Here is a 17,994-nt window from a genome sequence, read left to right as displayed (position 1 = left end):
GGGACCTATTCCGCTCCGGTGGGTAGGGCCCGACATGTCCCACGAGACGCGCGGCGAGACCCGCCGCGGGCTGTTGCTCTCGACGCGCGAGTGGAAGGTCGTCTTCATCGCGACCGCGCTGATGGTGCTCAACGTCCTGCTGATGGCCGTCCTCGCGACGACGCCGCTCGCGGCGGTCAACGACGCGCTGTTCTCGGCGCCGATCCTCGGCGTGCTCGTCTACGGCGCGGCGCTGTTCGTCGGCGAATGGGTGGCCGAACGGGGCGTGACGAACGGCAACGGTCCCCTGGCGCTCGTCGGCCTGGTGATCCTCCAGGGCGCCTTCGGCACCTTCGGCGCGGGCGTGCTCTCCTTCGCCCCGCCCGAACTCCGGCTCACCGCGCTCGCGATCACTGCCGCCGTCACCGGCGGGCTGACCCTCCTGCTCGCGCTCTACGTCTACGCCCGCTCGAAGTCGTTCGACCGGTGGTCGACCTACTCCATGGGCGCCTTCCTGCTCGGGATCGGTGCCATCGCCGTCGGCACGTTCGTCGAACCCCTCCTGTTGCTCGCGGGGTTCGTCCTGATCCTCGCGGGCTTTCTCTTCCGGCTGGGCTGGGAGATCTGGCGCGTGCGCGAGCGTCGCGACCTTCCCGCTACCCTCGCCGGGATCGGGGTCTATATCGCCGCCATGGGCGTGTTCGTCCACGTCCTCCAGATCGTCCTGCGCCTGCTCGCCCGCCGGGAGTGAGGGAAGGTTTTTCGCCCCCCGCCGTGAGCGGGTGGTATGTCGCTCACGCTGCGGCCCGCGACCGCCGACGACGCGGCCGCGATCCGCCGTATCTACGCCCCGTTCGTCGAGGACTCGATCGTCTCCTTCGAGACCCACCCGCCGACCGCCACCGAGGTCGGGACCCGGATCGCGAAGAAAACCGAACGCTACCCGTGGCTCGTCTGCGAGTCCGAGGAGGTCGTCGGCTACGCCTACGCCGGCGCCCACAGGGATCGTGACGCCTACCGCTGGTCGGTCGACGTCTCCGTCTACGTCGACCCCGATCACCACCGTCGGGGGATCGCACGCGCGCTCTACGCCGCGCTGTTCGAGCTGTTGGAGGAGCAGGGCTTTTTCAACGCCTACGCCGGGATCGCGCTGCCCAACGACGCGAGCACCACCTTTCACGAGTCGACCGGGTTCGAGCCGGTCGGCACCTATCACGACGTGGGTCACAAGGACGGCGAGTGGCACGACGTCCGGTGGTATCAGCGGGCGCTCGACGACCGGCCGGCCGACCCGGAGCCGCCGACCCCGTACCCGGCGATCGCGGGCGCTACCGTCGACGGCGCGGTCGAGACCGGCGCGTCACTCCTCGAGGGCTGAGTCGTCCCCTGCGGCCGCCTCGCCCTCGTCCGCCCCGCCTTCCGCTTCGCTCTCCTCGTCTCTCTCGTCTCCCTCGGCTTCCCGTTCCTCGTCCGCCTCAAGCGTCCGGAAGGCCTCCAGGATCACCCGCTTGGTCGTCGCGCCGCGGGTCGTCCAGTGGTGGGCGTAATCCAGCATGTCCTCGTAGATGTCGGGCTTGCAGCCCGCGGCCTTCGGGTGGCCCCCGCCGTTGACCTGCCCCGCGACCTCGTGGCACCGCTCGAACGCGTCGGTCCCGCGGATCGACGCCGACCCGGCGGGCTTGACGATCACCGAGGCGTCCGCGCCCTGCTCGCGCATGGCTTCCGCGACCTCGTTCTGCGAACACCGCCCGTAGGTGACGCCGACGGTCCACGGGCCGATCTCCTTGAGCTCGCCTCGCTTCACCGCCAGCTCGATCAGCGCCTCCTTCTCGACGCGCTTCTCCGCGAGGAACTCGAGCACTTCCTCGGGGAGGTCCGCGCCGTGCTCGGCGACGACCTCGACGTAGTCCTCGGGTTCCGACCAGTAGGAGAAATCCGCCAGGTCGTCGCTGCGGGGGTCCTCGCGCAGCCAGAGGTCGTGGTCGCGGGTGACGGCCGCCAGTTCGACGAGGTGGCGGGGAACATCGAAATCGAGCGACCGGACCGCCACGTCGGCGGTACACTCCTCGTCGCTATCGCCGACGACGAGGTCCGCACCGGCCTCCCGGACGCTTTCGGCCACCTCGTCGTCCCACTGGTGGTGGTCGAACCAGCGAACCTCGCTCGCAGTCCCGACGGCGGCGTCGAGCTCCTCGTCGACGTACTCGAACTTGTCGGGACAGAGGTCGCAGACGAACAGCCGGATCCCCTCCTCGCCGTACTCGGCGACCCGTTCGAGGGAGTCCTCGATCTCGTGGGGGCTCGTCGGGAGCAGTGCGGCCGCGCCGTACAGTTCCCGGAGGATCGCCACGCAGGCCAGCCCGTCGGCGTCGGGGTCGGCGATGACCGCGGTCTCCACGCCGTCGAGCGCTTCCTCGGCGGCCGCGTCCTCGGCGGCCTCCTCGAACTCGTCGGGGTAGAAGAAGCCGGTGCCCGGCAGCACGGACTTCCGGGAGAGCGGCAGGTCGCCGTCGATGAGGGTCTCGTCCATGGCCGATCCAGCGCGCCCGGAGGGAAAGCGTCCCCGGTTCCCGGCGCCAGTCAGGCGCCGACCGCGGATTCGGCGTCAGCGCTCTCCTCGAGCTGGCGGACGGTCAGCACGGGCACGGGGCAGGTCCGGACGACGCCCTCGGCGATGCTACCGAGCAGGAGGCGGTTCTCGCCGTGGCGGCCCCTCGTTCCGGTGGCGACGACGTCGACGTCGTGATCGCGGGCGTATTCGCAGATCTCGACGACGGGCCGGCCCTCGCGGACGGCAGTGACGACCTCGCCGCCGGCGGCCTCGCGGACGGTCTCGAGGGCGTCCTCGCCCTGCCGTTCGAGCGCCTCGTGGAGGTCGCCCTTGAGCCCCTCGGGCGAGGCGTCGACCTCCGTGCTGTCGACGACGTACAGCGCGTGGACGGTGGCGTCGAACCGGTTCGCGAGGTCGGCCGCGACGTTCACGGCGCGCGCGACGCTCTCGGAGCCGTCGGTGGCGATGACGACGGTATCGAACATGCCGGCCCTACCGCGGCGGGGAGGATAAAACCATCTCCTGGGGGGATGGGTTTTTGGCCCGGGCTGACACAGTGGTTCACATGAGCGAGCCACTCGCGGTCGGGACGGTCCTCGTTCCGGTCGACGGAAGCGACGAGTCGGTCACGGCGGTCGAGTACGCCGTCGCGATCGCCGAGAAGTACGACGCGTCGGTCCACGTCGTCTACATCCTCGGCGAGGAGGTCGTGCGCGCGATCGAGTCGGGCAGCGTCGACGACGACGCGGTCGCGGCCGAGACCGACGCGTTCGTCGAGCGGACTGCCGAGATCGCCGAGGAGTCCGGCGTCGAGGCCAACACCTCGACCGCCTACGGCTTCTCGCCGACCCAGAAGACCCGCCATCCCGGCAGCGCCGTCCTCGACTGTGCGGAGTCGGTCGAGGCGGACTTCCTCGTCATCCCCCGGGAGCCGACGACCGACGGCCCCGGCGAGCTCCTCGAACGCGCCGCGGAGTACGTCCTGCTGTACGCGAGCCAGCCCGTCCTCTCGACCTAGCGCAGCCGGAGGGTCATCTCGAGCTCGAAGCTCTCCACGCTGCTCGACTCGAAGCCGACCGACTCGTAGAGGCCCACCGCGGGGTGGTTCCAGCGCTCGACGGTGAGCCAGACCTTCTCGACGCCCTCGCGCTCGCCGTGGCCCAACAGCGCGCGGATGAGCCGCGAGCCGATCCCCGCCCCCTGGTAGTCCTGGTGGACGAAGATCGCCAGTTCGGTCGCGTCGTCGCCGTCGGGAACGAGCGTGGCGTGGCCGACCACGCGCTCGTCGTCATCGGAGGTGTCGACGGCGATCACGTCCTGGCCCTCGTCGAGGATGACGTCGAGCCAGCTCCGCACGCGCTCCTCGCGGGCCGGCGGGATCCCCTGGGCTCGGTCCGAGGGGTCGAAGGTGTCGTACATCTCACAGAGCGCGTCGAACCACCGCTCGTCGTAGACGAGCAGTTCGATATCGCGGCCCTCGCGGTCCTCGAACTCGATCGGCGGGGCCTCGAACGGGCCCGCGGGCTCGTCGGGATAGTCGTAGTCGGGCATCTATCTGACGAGGGTGACGCTGGTTTCGGCGTTCAGGACGACGAACTCCGCGACCTGCCCGACCCGGATCTTGCCCATCGGGCTGCGTTCGCCCCCGCCGATGACGATCTGGTCGTACTCCCCGCCGTCGCCCTCCTCGACGAGCATCGCGCCGGGATCGCCCTCGAGGTGGCGGATGTCGGGTTCGAGGTCGTACTCCGAGAGGGTCCGCTCGACCTTCGATTCGATCTCGTCGGGGCTCATCTCCGTGTCCGGGTTGTCGAGGATCGCGACGGTCAACGAGTCGCCCGCCTCCGCCGCCCGCTCGGCCGTCTGCGTGAGCGCGTGCCAGGAGTCGTCGCTACCGCCGATACCAAGCAGGAGTCTCATAGCCGGCGGTTCGGGGCCTCCTCGCAAAAGCCTACCGGGCGATACGCTTTTTCCCCCGCCTCCGAAAACCCATCCATGCCCAACCGCCCCTCGGACCCCGAGACGACCGACGACGAGCCCCGCGACGCCGGAGCGAACGCCGACGGGCCTAACGACGATTCGGGCCCCGACCCGGCCGCAAACGCGGACGCGGAGGAGCCCGAGATCCCGGCGGACGTCCGCCGGTACGCCCGCTTCACGAAGATGGACGGCGCGGCCTACGACCGGGTCAACGGCTTCCTCCGGGACCGCACGTACGTCACCGCCCGCGAGTGGGCGATCGCCCGCCTGTGTGCCGATTTCCGCACCGAGACCGGCGTCGAGATGACGAAGATCGGTGAGAACCTCCCGGAGCTCGTGCCCTTTATGACCGACACCTACTCGCCCCAGGCCGTCAACCAGGCCCGCTCGTCGTTCGACGACAAGGTGACGAAGTCGGGCGCGACCTTCCTCTACGGCGCGATGAGCGGCTTCTACACCGCCGAGGAGCTCGACGATCTGATGTACGAGGTCACCGAGGTCGCGAAGTTCCTGCTCGAGGTCGAGGGCGCGGACCTGGCGGTCAGCGAGGAGCTCGACGTCGAGGACCGCATCTCGGAGGTGATGCGCGACGTCCGCCGCTCGAGCGAGCAGCTGCGCGCCGAGGAGACGGGCCATGACCACGACGTCTGTCCCCACTGCGGCGAGAAGCTGGAGTGAGCCAGCCCGCCAGCTACCCGCGGACGTTCCTGCCGACCGCCCCGCCGAACGCCTCGTCCTTTCCGTCCGCCTCGCCTCGCTCGTAGACGACCGACCCTCGGACCAGCGTCAGCTCGGGGAAGACCCCGTCGCGGCCCTCGAAGGGGGTCCAACCCGCCTTCGAGTGCAGCGCCTCGCCGCGGATCGTCTCCACTCGTTCGGGGTCGTACAGCGCGAGATCGGCGTCCATCCCCTCCCTGACTTCCCCTTTCCGGGGCAGCTCGAAGAGCCGTGCGGGGTTCGTCGCCGTGAGGTCCCGTACCCGCTCGCGGCTCAGCTCGCCGCGCTCGGCGGCCGCGAGCAGGAGGGGAACCATCGTCTCGACGCCGGGGACGCCGCTCGGCGCTTCACGGATCCCCGTCTCCTTCTCCTCGCGGGTGTGGGGCGCGTGGTCGGTCGCGACGAGGTCGACGGTGCCGTCCCGGACCCGCTCGAAGACCGCCTCCCTGCGCTCCTCGTTCCGGAGCGGCGGGTTCATTCGGCCGTAGGTCCCCAGGTCGTCGAGGTCGTCCCGGGAGAGGAAGAGGTGGTGGGGACAGACCTCGCAGGTCGCGCCCGCCTCGCTCGCGGCGTCGATCCCCTCGGGCGTGGTCGTGTGCGCGACGTGGACCCGCGCGCCGCTCCCGCTGCCGACCTCGCAGGCGCGTTCGATCGCCCTGACCTCGGCGTCGGCGCTCCGGTAGGTGCTCCAGGCGTCGGCGTCCGCGTCGCGGCCGACCCCCTCGCCCGCGTTCGAGAGGGCGTCCTCGTCGAACAGCGTCGCGTCCTCGGCGTGGACGGTGACGGTCACGTCCTCCGCGGCGGCCCGCCCGACCGCCTCCTCGAACAGTTCGGCGTCGATCCCCATCTCACCGGTCGAGTCGGCCAGGAAGACCTCCCCGAGGGCGAACAGCGGGCGGTCGAACAGCTCGTCGGGATCCCAGTCCTCGATCACGCCGCCGTTGATCCCGTAATCGACGTACGACTCGCGGGCCAGCTCGGCCTTCCCGTCGAAGCCCGCCCCGTCGACCGTCGGCGGGTCGGTGTTGGGCTGGTCGACGACCGTCGTGACCCCGCCCGCGGCGGCGCTCCTCGACCCCGTCTCCCAGGTCTCCTTGTGTGGAAAGCCCGGCTCGCGGAAGTGGACGTGGGCGTCGATCGCGCCCGGCAGGAGCAGCTTCCCGTCGGCGTCGACGTCGGGCTCGCCCCCTAGGGAACCGACGGCGTCGATCCGTTCGCCCTCGACCCGCACGTCGACCGTCCGGCCGTTCGCGAGCGTGGCGTTCGCGATGAGCATACCCCCTCTCTCGGGCCCCGCGGCCTACGGTTTTCGGTCGGCCCGTTCGATCTCCCGCGAAGCGTCGCCGACCAGTCGCTCCTCGATCGCCCGCACGACCCGCACGGGATCGTCCGGCCCGCCCGCGCGGGCGACGCTGCCCACCGAGTCGGGGTCGAAGGGGATCGAGAGGGCGTCGTACACGGGAGAAAGGACGCCCCTGATCTCCCCGCGATCCGCGACGATCACGACCCCGGAGACGAGCGCAGCTCTGTTGGTAACGCGCTGGGCGATCCCGACGATCTTCCCGTCGCTCGACAGCGAGTGGGCGCCCGGACAGAAGCTATTGGGGGGTTCGCCCCGCTCGGCCGCGACCCCGAGGTCGGCCAGAGCTTCTCGCACCCGGTCGGCCGCCTCGTCATAGCGCTCGTCCAGCCCCGTCCGAGCGTCCTCGATCGGAACCGCGCGGGCGAACGCCAGCGTCGACCCGGCGTAGGCGACCGCCCGGCCGCCGACGCTTCGTTCGACCGGCTCGAATCCGCGCTCCTCGGCGATTCGCCGGGCCTCCCCATAGCCCGGTTCGTTCGCGTCCCGCCGGCCGAACGCGAGCTGCCTGTGGGGCGTCCAGACCCGGACTGCGGGCTCGCGGGTCTCGCCCGCCCTGTCGAGCAGCTCCCGCGTCAGTCGCCGGTCCGCCTCGAGGGAGCCCGCCCGTCCACGAACCACGCGCATGCGCCCTCTAGAAGGCGACGGGGCTAAACCCCCGCGCCCGAATCCCCCGGTCATGGTCGTCCTTTCCGCGGAGGTCCTCTCGCGCTACCCCCGCTTCTCGCTGTACAACTCGCCGTACCCGGCCCACGACCGGGGGTGCGCGATCGACCTCTACCCCGCCGAGGGCGCGCCGAGTCCCGTCGCCGGCGAGGTGCTCGAGACCCGGACGGTTCGCGCCCCGCAGAAACCCTACGCGCCCGAGAACGACCACCTGCTCCTGATCGACTGCGGGGAGCGAATCGCCCGGATCCTCCACGTCGATCCCGCGGTCGCGGCCGGCGACCGTATCGAGGTCGGCGACCCGTTGGGAACCACCCTCCGCGCGGGCTTCTTCGCGCCCTGGGTCGACGACCACGTTCACCTGGGGTTTCGCGCGCCCGACACGAACCCCTATCGGGCCTCAGGGTCGCTCCCGATAGAGCTCGAAACGGCGGTCGAGCCGGTCGCGTGGGACGGGACGGGACGCGTGATCGCCGTCGGCGAGACGTTCGTCGTGCTCGACTCGCCGGCCCATCCTGCACCCGGCGACCGATTCGCGGGGATCGCCGCCGGTTCAGGGGAAACGGCGCTCGACGGCGGCCTGCCCCACTACGAGGGCGGCGGGGCGCTCGCGGGCGCGTCGGGACCGATCGAACTGCTCGGCGAGCGGGTCGGTCTCGCCGAGGGGCGCGACGTAGCGTGGGACCCGATCGAGGTCCGCGCGAACGGCGAGGCGATCACCGGACTCTCGCTGTTCGCCGGCCGGGAGACGCTCGGCGCGAAGCTCGTCTGTCCGGGCCACGAGTTCTCGATCGGCGACCGGATCGAGGTCGCGATCCGAGGCCGGTGAGTACAAGTCCTCGGGCTCTGGACTGGGCGTATGACCGACATCGCCGTCGACGGCGCGTTTCTCCAGGAGTACATCGACGAGCACCACGAGTTCCTCTCGTGGCTCGGGGCGGGCGTCGACGAGCTGGAGGAGGGTCGAATGGTCATGTCGATCCCCTACGACGACAAGCTCACCAACGCCCATCCCGAGGGCCGGGACGTCCGCCCGGAGGTCAACGGCGGGGTCGCCGCCACGCTGATCGACACCGCCGGCGGGCTGGCGCTGCGGACGACCCTCGACGACCCGCTGGAGGGCGGGGTGGCGACGATCAACCTGAACGTCAACTACCTCGAACGCGCGACCGACGACCTGCGGGCGACCGCGGAGGTGGTCCGCTCGGGACGGTCGGTCGGCGTCAGCGAGATCACCGTCGAGAGCGAGACCGACGACGGCCCGAAGTCCATCGCAACCGGCCAGGGCGCCTACCGGCTGTTTCGGTAGGCGCGACGTGCTCGCGTCGAACCGCCGCCAACCGTCGCGGGCGCCTCCCGGCCTCACTCGAACTCGAGCCCCGCCCTGGTCGTCGCCTCGCCGAACAGCCACTCGGAGTGCTCGACGGCGTACTCCAGGTGGTCCTCCTCGATGTAGCCCAGCGCGTCCTCGACCACGACGGGCCGGAAGTCGCGCAGCCCGGCGCTTGCGGCCGTATGGAGGACGCAGACGTTCGCCAGCGTGCCACAGATCACCAGGTCGTCGATCCCGCGGGCGGTGAGCCAGCCCTCGAGCTCGGTCTCGTAGAACGCGTCGTAGGTGTGTTTCTCGACGACGTGGTCGCCCTCCTCGGGTTCGAGCGCCTCGACGATCTCGGCCTCCCACGATCCTTCGACGACGTGCTCGCCCCAGCGCTCGAACTCGTCGTAGTAGTGGTTCCCGTCGAACTGGCCCGGCGGGTGGACGTCCCGGGTGTAGAGCACCTGCGCGCCGACCTCACGGGCGGTCTCGATCACGTCGCCGACGGGCTCGATCGCCTCCCCGATCGCGGGCGCGTAGAGACTCCCCTCCTCGTGACAGAAGCCGTTCTGCATGTCGACGACGACGAGCGCCGTCGAGTCGGGATCGAATCGCATACCCTCTACTGGAGTCCGGGGAACCGTAACTGTGTGGCACGGCGCATGGTTTTTCCTCCCCCGGTCCGACGGGTGGGTATGCGCCGTCCCGCGGTCCTCCTCGTCGCCCTCGCGTTCTGCCTGCTCGCCGCCGGAAGCGTCGCGCCCCTCGCGCCGACCCCGGTCGAGCCCGCGAGCGCCCAGGCTCACTGGAACGAGTACGAACCCGACGACGAGCTCGGGCTCGGGGCCGACGACGAGCTCACCGACGAGGAGCTCGAGGCGGTCGTCGAGCGCTCGATGGTCCGCGTCGAGGAGGTCCGTGACGTCGAGTTCGATGAGCGCCCGCCCGTGACGGTCGTCACCCGCGAGGAGTTCCGGGAGGAGTACGCCGGCATGGGCGTCGACCCGACCGAGGAGCAGGCCGCCTTCGAGAACGCGCGCCTGCAGGCGCTGTTCCTCGTCGGGGGCGACGAGGACGCCGCCGACGTCCAGGCCGAGAACCTCGACGCCTCCGTCGCCGGCTTCTACTCGTCGGCGACCGGCGAGATCGTCCTCGTGAGCGAGGGCGAACAAGCACGGGTGAACGAGATCACCCTCGCCCACGAGCTCTTCCACGCCTACCAGGACGACGAATGGGGGATCGCCGAGTACGACCGGACGACCCAGGACGGCTCGGGCGCCGACCTCGGGCTGATCGAGGGCGACGCGGTCTACGTCGAGACGCTGTACGCCGAGCGCTGCGAGGCCGACTGGGAGTGCGTGATCCCCGAGGGTGCCGAGCCCGGCGCCGACGAGGGCGACGGGCCCGAACAGCCCGCGAACGTCGGGCTGCTCGTCCTGGAGTTCTTCCCGTACGACGCCGGCCCGGCATTCATCGAGCACGTCCACGAGCAGGGCGGCTGGGACGCCGTCGACGCGCTCTACGACGAGCCGCCCGCGACCGCCGAGCAGGTGATCGACCCCGACGCCTACCCCGACGAGGAGCCCCGCGAGGTGACGATCGAGGACTCCCACTCGGGCGACTGGGAGCGCATCGAGCCCGAGGGCGGCCCCGACCACGACCGGATGGGGATGGCCGCGATCACGACGATGTTCGCGAACCCGCTCTACGACAGCGGCGGGCAGGACTGGGTGCTGCCCGCCGACGACTGGTTCGCCTACGAGGGCACGGAACCCCCGGCCTACGGCGCCTTCGACTACGGCAGCGAGTACGCGACCGGCTGGGACGGCGACCGGCTGCACGCCTACGCCGACGGCGACGAGCTCGGCTACGTCTGGACGCTGGCATGGGAGGGCCCCGAAGACGCGGAGACCTTCGCGGGCGGCTTCGACGACCTTATCGAGTACTGGGGCGGCGAGCGCGCCGAGGACGACACCTACGTCGTCGACGACGGCGGCTACGAAGGGGCGTATCACGTGAGCGTCGAGGACGACACGGTGACGATCACCCACGCGCCCGACGTCGACTCGCTCGCGGAGGTCTCGGCGGACGCCGAGCCCGGCACCGACGAGGGCGCGCCCGAAACCGATGAGGACGCTGAGCCCGACGCGGACGAGGACGACGCCGGAAGCGAGGAGCTGCCCGGCTTCGGGGTCGGCGCCGCGCTCGCTGCGCTCGCGATCGCCGTCGCCCTCCTCGTCCGGCGGCGCTAACCACCTGGTTTTTTCGAGGTCGCCCCCCGAACCCGGGGCATGGACGATCCCTTCGACACGCTCGCCCCCGAGTCGGTCCTCGACGGCTCGGCGACCGATGCCTACTTCCTGCGCACCGAGACGACCCTCGAAGGCGCGGGCAGGAACCCGGACGTCGTCGCCGAGGTGACCGCCGACCAGTTTCCCACGGGGGAGTTCGAGGCGCTGGGCGGCGTGAAGGACGTCGCGAACCTGCTCTCGGGCCGCGACCTCGACGTCCACGCCATCCGCGAGGGGCGGCTGTTCGACGGCGGGCCAGTGATGCGCATCGAGGGCCCCTATCTGGAGTTCGCGCGCTTCGAGACCTCGATCCTGGGCTTCCTCTCGCAGGCGAGCGCCTTCACCAGCGCCGCCCTCGACGTCCGGCGGGCGGCTCCCGACTCGCAGGTGCTCTCCTTCGGCGCCCGGCATCTCCACCCGATGCTCGCGCCGGTCGTCGAGCGCTCGGCGCTGGTCGCCGGCCTCGACGGCATCTCGCACGTCGCCGCCGGGGAGCTGCTGGGCCGGGAGGCCGGCGGGACGATGCCCCACGCGCTGTTGCTCTGCTTCGGGCGCGGCGAGCAGGAGGCGGCGTTCCGGGCGTTCGACGAGGCCGTCGACGAGTCGGTCCCCCGGGTCGCGCTCTGTGACACCTTCTCCGACGAGGTCGAGGAGGTCCTCGGGGCCGTGGCGGCGCTGGGCGACGACCTCGACAGCGTGCGTATCGACACCACCTCCTCGCGCCGGGGTGACTTCCGACACATCCTCCGGGAGCTGCGCTGGCATCTCGACTCGCGGGGCCACGAGGACGTCGGGATCTTCGTTTCGGGCGGGCTCGGACCCGACCAGCTACGCGAGCTCCGGGACGTGGTCGACGGCTTCGGCGTCGGGAGCGCGATCACGAGCGCCGACCCGGTCGACTTCGCGCTCGACATCGTCGAGATCGACGGCGAGCCGATCTCCAAGCGCGGGAAGCTACCAGGAATAAAGGAGGTCTACCGGACGGAGGGGGGCCACCACGTCGGGCTCGCCGGCCGGGAGGACCCCGAGGGCGGGGAGGCGCTGTTGAAGCCGCTGCTCGAGGGTGGGGAGGTCGTCCGGGAGTTCGACATCGACGCGGCGGCAGAACGATTGGGCGAGGACGCCGCGGACGTCCTCTGAGCCGGTTACAGGTTCGAGCGGTGCTCGATCGAGCCGTTGGGCTCGCGCTCGCGGAACACCTCGCCGCTGAACAGCACGACCATCACGTCGTCGTCCTGCCAGGCGGTCGGCGGGAGGCCGGCCTTCCGGCAGGTGCGATCGAGATACTCGCGGGCGCTCCAGTCGTTCTCGGTCGGGATCGTGGGGTAGAGCCAGCCACCCTTGTCGCCGGCATCGACCGCGACCCCGTGGTGGCCGAGCTCCAGGTCGGCCAGCGGGTCGTCGGTCAGCAGCACGTCCCGGACGATGCAGGTCGAGACGACCACGCTACCGAGCTCGGCGGCGTTGAGCTCGGAGCCACACGAGTCGTCGCTCGCGGCGGTGATCGCGGCGTCGACGATGGCGTGGCCCAGGTGATCGTTCGTCTGATAGGTTCCGGCACAGCCCCGGAGGCTCCCGCGACCGCGTGTCGACTCGATTCGAACGAGCGCACCGGTCCGTTGGTAGAAGGCCTCGCGCATGCTTCCGGGCTGCTCGCGCTGGCCGTGACTGACGTAGGACTCGATCGCCTCGCGCGCCAGCTCGACGGCTCGGATGCCGTCCTCATAGCTAAGACGTACGGTCTGGGCCTCGGACATATCCTCTATATAGGAAGTGTCCGCCTTCAAGGCTTCTGTTTGGAGCAGAGCGTCAGACGCGGCCCGTGCGAACGACTTATCCTCCCCAGCCGTGTAGGACGAGTCGGTAGAGGGAGCCCGGCCACCGCGTGCGTGGTTCCGGACGGAACCACGCTAGCGAGGAAAGTCCCCCCACCGTCCGGGCAGGCGACCGGGCGCAAGCCCGGGACGGGAGACCGTCGGCACTGGAACAGAAACGATACCCCTCCCCCCGAGCGATGAGGTCCGCGAACCCGACCCGAGAGGGCGGGGAGTCACCGACCGAGCCTCGACGGGGGAGAACGGATGGAACGGCCACCCTCGCCGGTGCAAGCCCGCTCCACGCGGCGGTTCACGCCGCTACGGTAGCCCGGACACACGGGGCGGGCGCTCAGCCGAATGCCGGGCCGAACAGAAGGGGGCTTACTCCCCTCAGCCGGTTTCTATCGACCCGTACCCGCGGGTGTTCGCCGGGAGTTATTAACCTATCTCCATCGAGATACTAGAGACTAGCTAAAAACGCCGCCGAATTGGCCGCGCGGTTAATAGAAGACGGGAGCCAAGGGTCGACCATGAGCCCCCGGAGTCCCCGCTCCGTGATCGCGCGGTGAGCGGCCACGGCCACGGTCACGACCACGACCACGGCGGCCACGGCCGGCGCGCCCTCGCGATCGCGCTGCTCATCAACACGGTCTTCTTCGTCTTCGAGCTCGCGGGCGCGCTGTATGCGGGCTCGCTGGCGCTGCTGGCCGACGCGATCCACATGCTCACCGACAGCGCGAGCCTCGGGCTCGCCCTGCTGGCGGCCTGGGTAGCGACCCGACCGGCCGACGAGAAGCGGACCTACGGCTACCAGCGCACGGAGGTGCTCGCGGCGCTCGCGAACGGCCTCCTGCTCGTGGTGACGGTGGGATACATCCTCTACGAGGCGGTCGGCCGGTTCCGGGACCCGCCGGCCGTCCAACCGGAGGTGATCGTCGTCGTCGGTCTCGTCGGGCTCGCGGCGAACCTCGCGGCCGCCTACGTGCTGATGGGCGATCGGGACAACCTCAACGTCCGCGGGGCCTTCCTCCACCTGATCGCCGACGCCGGCAGCAGCGTCGCCACCGTCCTCGTCGGGGTCGCGCTGCTCTACACCGACTACCTGATCCTCGACCCTCTCTTCGCCGTCCTGATCTCGGCGGTGATCCTCTACTCCACTCGAGGTCTGCTCGGCGACAGCCTGAACATCCTCCTGCAGGGCACGCCGGGCGACGTCGACGTCGGCGAGGTCCGCTCGTTCCTCGCGGATCTCGATGGGGTGGAGGACGTCCACGACGTCCACGTCTGGGCGCTCTCCTCGAACCGCTACGCCCTCTCGGCCCATCTGGTGGTACGCGAGGGTGTCGACTCCGACGCCGTCCTCGAGCGCTCCCGGTCGGCGCTCCACGACCGTTTCGGGGTCGACCACGCGACGATCCAGACCGAGTCGCCGGCCTACGAGCACCCCGTCGAGCCCGACTGCTACGACGCCGACGGGGTTCGACAGCGATAGACTTAGGAATTCGGCGCGTCTAATACGAGCGATGATGCTCAGTGCCGTCATGGAGGACTACCTCAAAGGCATCTACCAGCTCCAACACGAGGGGAGCGACGAGCGCGTCCGGACCTCGGCGATCGCCGAGCATCTCGACGTGACGCCCCCGACGGTGACGAGCATGCTCTCGAAGCTCGAGGAGCGGGGACTGGCCGAGCGCGAGAAGTACAAGGGCGTCTCGCTCACCACCGAGGGTGAGCGCGTCGCCCTGGAGGTGATCCGCCACCATCGCCTGCTCGAGGCCTACCTCACCGAACACCTCGATTTCACCTGGAGCGAGGTCCACGACGAGGCCGACAGGCTGGAACACCACATCAGCGAGGCCTTCGAGGAGCGCGTGGCGGCGACCCTCGAGGACCCGACGGTCGACCCCCACGGCGCGCCGATCCCGAACGCCGACCTCGAGCCCCCCACCGAGCCCACCGGCGAGGCGCTCGCCGAGTGCGAGGAGGGCACCGTCGTCGAGGTCCGCGAGGTCAGCGACCGCGACCCCGAGGTCCTCGAGTACCTCTCGGAGCACGGCGTCAACCCCGGCGTCCCGCTGACCGTCGAGGAGGTCGCGCCCTTCGGGATGGTGACGGTTCGGGTCGAGAACGGGGCAACGACCTCGCTACCCGAGGACGTCGCGCGCCACGTCCGGGTCGCGCCCGTTCAGACGGCCGGCGGCTGAGCCGCTCGACCGAACTCTAGTTAGACGTACAAAATCTATAAATTAGATCAGCCTAAACCAAATGGCGTGGAGGTGATCCGCACGCGCCCGATGACGGTCGCATCGTGACCGAACGGCCGAGGCCGATACCGGATGAGCTCCTCCACGCCATGTCCGCCATGGCGACTCTGGCAGTCGTGTGATCCACGGACCGAACGCGGTCCGCCATGCGTTCGAGGTTTCTTTCGATCCCTGGTCGGTAACTGATTAGCAACGAGAAACTATTTAGTTAGCCATACCTAAATATCGGCCGATGACGACGAAACGGAACCGACGGGACGTATCGCGCCGGAGCGTGCTCGCCTCGAGTGCCGGGGTCGCGGGGTTCGCGCTGGCCGGATGTGTGGGCGAGGACCCACAGAACGGCGAGGACGAGGGGGTCGGCGGCGACGAGGCGGGCGGCGAGGGTGGCGACGATGCCGAGCACTCGGCCGCGGCCTCCTTCTTCATGCCGTTCGACGTGACCCGACAGGTCGCGGGCGATTCGGTGGACGTCGAGGACCTCGTGCCCGTCGGCGAACACGGCCACGACTGGGACCCCGATCCCGGCACCGTCGAGGGGATCGAGAACGCCGACATGTTCGTCTATACTCGCGAGTTCACGAGCTGGCAGGACGACGCCGCCGACAGCCTCGGGGACGACGAGGACACGATCGTCGTCGATCTCTCGGAGGGCATCGAGTTCATCGACAGCCCCGCCGAGACCAACGACGAGCACTTCTGGATGAACCCCCGGTCGATGCAGGAGGGGGTCCCGAACGTCGTCGACGCTCTCTCGGAGCTCGATCCCGACAACGCCGAGAGCTACGAGGAGAACGGCGAGGCGTTCGTCGAGGAGCTCGAGGCGCTTCACGAGGAGTTCGTTGGGCTCGTCGACGACGCGGAGCGAAACGAGGTCGTCGTCGGCAGCCACGACTCCTACCAGTGGTGGTGGGACGAGTACGACTTCGAGATCCACTCGCCCGTGGGCACCTCGCCCGACGACGAGGCCTCGGCGGCCGACATCGAGGAGGTCGAGGCGCTCATCGCCGAGCACGACATCGAGTACATCCTCTACGACATGTACGAGCCCCGCACGCTCGCGGAGTCCCTCGCCGAAGAGACGGACACGGAGATCCTGCCGCTGTCGCCGATCGAGGGCACGACCGAGGAACAGCTCGAGGACGGTTGGGGCTATCTCGAACACCAGCGCGAGATCAACCTCGACTCGCTCGCACGAGCGCTCGACGCCCGATGACTCATGCGAAAGGACGAATACCTCGAAACATCTCGGTAGACACATCGAAACCATGAGTGGGGAACGATGAACACCGTCGTCGACGTCGAGGGTGTGGGGTTCGCCTACGGCGAGCAGCCGGTCCTCGAGGACGTCTCGCTGTCGGTCGAGGCCGGCGAGTTCGTCGGGCTGATCGGCCCGAACGGCTCGGGCAAGACGACACTGGTCAAGGTCATGCTCGGCCTGATGGAGCCCGATTCGGGGTCGGTCCGGCTGTTCGGCGAGCCCGCGACCTCGTTCTCGGACGGCACCCGACTGGGCTACGTCTCCCAGAAGTCGACCGAGGCCGATCAGGTCATGCCGATCACGGTCCGCGAGGTCGTCAGGATGGGCCGGTACCCCCACGCGGGCCTCCGGCGGCTGACCGACGAGGACGCGCGGATCGTCGACGAGGCCCTCGAACGCGTCGGAATCGCCGACCTCGCCGAGAAGCGGGTCAACGAGCTCTCGGGCGGGCAGAAACAGCGCGTCTACATCGCCCGGGCGCTGGCCTGCGAGGCGGACCTGCTCGCGCTCGACGAACCCACGGTGGGGGTCGACGCCGACTCGCGGGACGCCTTCTACGACCTGCTCGAGGAGCTCAACGAGTCGGGAATCACGATCCTGCTGATCGAACACGACATCGGCGTCGTCACCGAGCACGTCGACACGGTGGTCTGCATCAACGGCGAGCTCTACCACCACGGTTCCACCGAGTCGTTCCTCGAGAGCGACGCACTCGAGCGGGCCTACGGGCGGAGTAGCCGGCCGCTGGCGGGCGGCATCCGCTCATGAACGCCGCCGTCTCGCGTCGGCAGATCGCCGGAGCCGTTTTGGGGGCCCCGCTGGCGATCGCCGCCTTCTACCTGCTGATCGGCGTCCTCTTCCCGCCGGCCTACGAGGCCTTCTGGGGGACCGCCTGCTCCGCAACGGACACCTGGCTGGTCTGTAGCGGCTTCCTCCAGCGGGGCTTCACCGCGGGGATCCTCATCGGGATCACCGCGCCGCTGGTGGGCGTGTATCTGGTCAACCGCCAGATGGCGCTGATCGGCGAGGCGCTCGCCCACACCGCCTTCGGCGGCGTCGCCGTCGGCCTCTTTCTGGGAAGCGTCGTCGAGTGGGCCAACTACCCCCTGCTGGTCGCGCTGATCGTCGCGGCGGCCGCGGCGCTGGGCATCCAGTACCTCTCGACGCACACCGACACCCACGGCGACGTGCCGATCGCGATCATGCTCACCGGCGGGTTCGCCTTCGGGATCGCCGTCATCTCCTACGGGGTGACCTTCGGGCGCACGGTCGAAAGCTACCTCTTCGGCGACATCCTCTTCGTCCCCTTCGAGAACGTCCAGCTGATGACCGGGCTGACGCTGGTGGTCATCGGGACGGTCGCGCTGACCCACAAGCAGCTGCTCTTCATCACCTTCGACCGCGAGGCCGCCCGCCTCGCGCGGATCAACGTCTGGCTCTACGACACCCTCCTGATCGTCCTCACCGCGCTGGTGGTCGTCGCCGCGATGCAGATCCTCGGGGCGATCCTCGTCGCGGGGATGCTCGTTATCCCCGTCGCGGCCGCCATGCAGGTCACCGACAGCTTCAACCACGGACTACTGCTATCGGTCGCCTTCGGCGAGGCGGCGGTGATCGGCGGCATCCTGCTGTCGTACTACTGGTCGATCGCGACCGGCGCGATGATCGTCCTCGTCGCGATCGCGCTCTATCTCGGTGCCGTCGCCCTGAACCGATGACCGGCGTCACAAGGTACTTGCGTTAGAGTCGCCGAACACGAAGTAATGGCTCCTCTAACTACGCTTTCGCGG

21 protein-coding genes and 1 other RNA gene are annotated in these 17,994 nt (G+C 69.7%); 14 read left to right on the top strand and 8 right to left on the bottom strand.

What is annotated here, in order from left to right:
• Nucleotides 1-34 precede the first annotated feature (34 nt).
• On the top strand, nucleotides 35-730 hold the full coding sequence (locus tag WOA58_RS08040; RefSeq protein WP_340603661.1) for a hypothetical protein: 696 nt from the start codon (nucleotides 35-37) through the stop codon (nucleotides 728-730).
• Nucleotides 731-766: 36 nt separating this feature from the next.
• Entirely contained in the window at nucleotides 767-1,357 is a 591-nt protein-coding gene (locus tag WOA58_RS08035; protein ID WP_340603660.1) for an arsinothricin resistance N-acetyltransferase ArsN1 family B, read from the top strand.
• Here WOA58_RS08035 and WOA58_RS08030 read toward each other — a convergent pair.
• Together WOA58_RS08030 and WOA58_RS08025 are read right to left on the bottom strand one after the other, a co-directional pair.
• The gene (locus tag WOA58_RS08030; protein ID WP_340603659.1) at nucleotides 1,340-2,509 is read right to left on the bottom strand and encodes a DHH family phosphoesterase; all 1,170 of its coding nucleotides are present in this window, start codon (nucleotides 2,507-2,509) and stop codon (nucleotides 1,340-1,342) included. The genes WOA58_RS08035 and WOA58_RS08030 overlap by 18 nt on opposite strands.
• Nucleotides 2,510-2,559: 50 nt before the next feature.
• Complete coding sequence (locus tag WOA58_RS08025) at nucleotides 2,560-3,015, bottom strand: universal stress protein (RefSeq protein ID WP_340603658.1); 456 nt, start codon at nucleotides 3,013-3,015, stop codon at nucleotides 2,560-2,562.
• 80 nt (nucleotides 3,016-3,095) lie between these two features.
• Between WOA58_RS08025 and WOA58_RS08020 the strand changes: the two genes are divergently transcribed.
• The gene (locus WOA58_RS08020; RefSeq protein ID WP_340603657.1) at nucleotides 3,096-3,548 is read left to right on the top strand and encodes a universal stress protein; all 453 of its coding nucleotides are present in this window, start codon (nucleotides 3,096-3,098) and stop codon (nucleotides 3,546-3,548) included.
• On the opposite strand, the gene WOA58_RS08015 is transcribed toward WOA58_RS08020, so the two are convergent.
• Together WOA58_RS08015 and WOA58_RS08010 are read right to left on the bottom strand one after the other, a co-directional pair.
• Nucleotides 3,545-4,081, bottom strand: coding sequence for a GNAT family N-acetyltransferase (locus tag WOA58_RS08015; protein WP_340603656.1), 537 nt, complete (start codon nucleotides 4,079-4,081; stop codon nucleotides 3,545-3,547). The two genes, WOA58_RS08020 and WOA58_RS08015, sit on opposite strands and share 4 nt — an antisense overlap.
• The gene (locus WOA58_RS08010) at nucleotides 4,082-4,450 is read right to left on the bottom strand and encodes a universal stress protein (RefSeq protein ID WP_340603655.1); all 369 of its coding nucleotides are present in this window, start codon (nucleotides 4,448-4,450) and stop codon (nucleotides 4,082-4,084) included.
• Between the two features lie 75 nt (nucleotides 4,451-4,525).
• Between WOA58_RS08010 and WOA58_RS08005 the strand changes: the two genes are divergently transcribed.
• On the top strand, nucleotides 4,526-5,188 hold the full coding sequence (locus WOA58_RS08005) for a DUF5806 family protein (protein WP_340603654.1): 663 nt from the start codon (nucleotides 4,526-4,528) through the stop codon (nucleotides 5,186-5,188).
• Between the two features lie 13 nt (nucleotides 5,189-5,201).
• Here the strand turns inward: WOA58_RS08005 and WOA58_RS08000 are convergent, their stop codons facing one another.
• Both WOA58_RS08000 and WOA58_RS07995 read right to left on the bottom strand, forming a co-directional pair.
• Nucleotides 5,202-6,503 (bottom strand): dihydroorotase, encoded by a 1,302-nt coding sequence (locus WOA58_RS08000; RefSeq protein WP_340603653.1) that lies wholly within the window; start codon nucleotides 6,501-6,503, stop codon nucleotides 5,202-5,204.
• Nucleotides 6,504-6,527: 24 nt separating this feature from the next.
• Nucleotides 6,528-7,214: a lipoate--protein ligase family protein gene (locus WOA58_RS07995; protein ID WP_340603652.1), complete on the bottom strand. Its 687-nt coding sequence runs from the start codon at nucleotides 7,212-7,214 to the stop codon at nucleotides 6,528-6,530.
• Nucleotides 7,215-7,266: 52 nt separating this feature from the next.
• Here WOA58_RS07995 and WOA58_RS07990 point away from each other — a divergent pair, with 52 nt between their 5' ends.
• Both WOA58_RS07990 and WOA58_RS07985 read left to right on the top strand, forming a co-directional pair.
• Entirely contained in the window at nucleotides 7,267-8,082 is an 816-nt protein-coding gene (locus WOA58_RS07990; protein ID WP_340603651.1) for a hypothetical protein, read from the top strand.
• A 30-nt stretch (nucleotides 8,083-8,112) separates the two neighbouring features.
• Nucleotides 8,113-8,562, top strand: coding sequence for a PaaI family thioesterase (locus WOA58_RS07985; protein WP_340603650.1), 450 nt, complete (start codon nucleotides 8,113-8,115; stop codon nucleotides 8,560-8,562).
• Between the two features lie 53 nt (nucleotides 8,563-8,615).
• On the opposite strand, the gene WOA58_RS07980 is transcribed toward WOA58_RS07985, so the two are convergent.
• On the bottom strand, nucleotides 8,616-9,188 hold the full coding sequence (locus WOA58_RS07980) for a cysteine hydrolase family protein (protein ID WP_340603649.1): 573 nt from the start codon (nucleotides 9,186-9,188) through the stop codon (nucleotides 8,616-8,618).
• A gap of 78 nt (nucleotides 9,189-9,266) precedes the next feature.
• Between WOA58_RS07980 and WOA58_RS07975 the strand changes: the two genes are divergently transcribed.
• A complete protein-coding gene (locus WOA58_RS07975; RefSeq protein WP_340603648.1) occupies nucleotides 9,267-10,823 on the top strand; it encodes an Hvo_1808 family surface protein in 1,557 nt (518 codons plus the stop codon).
• A 39-nt stretch (nucleotides 10,824-10,862) separates the two neighbouring features.
• On the top strand, nucleotides 10,863-12,002 hold the full coding sequence (locus WOA58_RS07970) for a nicotinate phosphoribosyltransferase (RefSeq protein ID WP_340603647.1): 1,140 nt from the start codon (nucleotides 10,863-10,865) through the stop codon (nucleotides 12,000-12,002).
• A 5-nt stretch (nucleotides 12,003-12,007) separates the two neighbouring features.
• On the opposite strand, the gene WOA58_RS07965 is transcribed toward WOA58_RS07970, so the two are convergent.
• Nucleotides 12,008-12,619, bottom strand: a complete 612-nt coding sequence (locus WOA58_RS07965; protein ID WP_340603646.1) for a TIGR00296 family protein — start codon at nucleotides 12,617-12,619, stop codon at nucleotides 12,008-12,010.
• 105 nt (nucleotides 12,620-12,724) lie between these two features.
• On the opposite strand from WOA58_RS07965, the gene rnpB reads away from it, so the two are divergent.
• The 6 genes from rnpB (at nucleotide 12,725) to WOA58_RS07935 (ending at nucleotide 17,922) form a co-directional block, all read left to right on the top strand.
• Nucleotides 12,725-13,075, top strand: an RNA gene (rnpB, locus tag WOA58_RS07960) — RNase P RNA component.
• Nucleotides 13,076-13,244: 169 nt separating this feature from the next.
• Entirely contained in the window at nucleotides 13,245-14,171 is a 927-nt protein-coding gene (locus tag WOA58_RS07955) for a cation diffusion facilitator family transporter (protein ID WP_340603645.1), read from the top strand.
• Nucleotides 14,172-14,202: 31 nt separating this feature from the next.
• Nucleotides 14,203-14,883, top strand: coding sequence for a metal-dependent transcriptional regulator (locus WOA58_RS07950; protein WP_390220696.1), 681 nt, complete (start codon nucleotides 14,203-14,205; stop codon nucleotides 14,881-14,883).
• Between the two features lie 292 nt (nucleotides 14,884-15,175).
• Complete coding sequence (locus WOA58_RS07945) at nucleotides 15,176-16,159, top strand: metal ABC transporter substrate-binding protein (protein WP_340603644.1); 984 nt, start codon at nucleotides 15,176-15,178, stop codon at nucleotides 16,157-16,159.
• A gap of 66 nt (nucleotides 16,160-16,225) precedes the next feature.
• Nucleotides 16,226-16,972 (top strand): metal ABC transporter ATP-binding protein, encoded by a 747-nt coding sequence (locus WOA58_RS07940; protein WP_340603643.1) that lies wholly within the window; start codon nucleotides 16,226-16,228, stop codon nucleotides 16,970-16,972.
• Nucleotides 16,969-17,922, top strand: a complete 954-nt coding sequence (locus tag WOA58_RS07935) for a metal ABC transporter permease (protein WP_340603642.1) — start codon at nucleotides 16,969-16,971, stop codon at nucleotides 17,920-17,922. The genes WOA58_RS07940 and WOA58_RS07935 overlap by 4 nt, the downstream gene beginning before the upstream one ends.
• The last annotated feature ends 72 nt before the right edge of the window (nucleotides 17,923-17,994 follow it).

The sequence above is a fragment of the Halalkalicoccus tibetensis genome, from assembly GCF_037996645.1.
Taxonomy (GTDB): domain Archaea; phylum Halobacteriota; class Halobacteria; order Halobacteriales; family Halalkalicoccaceae; genus Halalkalicoccus; species Halalkalicoccus tibetensis.
The sequence above is the reverse complement of the archived record's forward strand: the minus strand, read 5'-3'. Positions and strand labels throughout refer to the sequence as shown.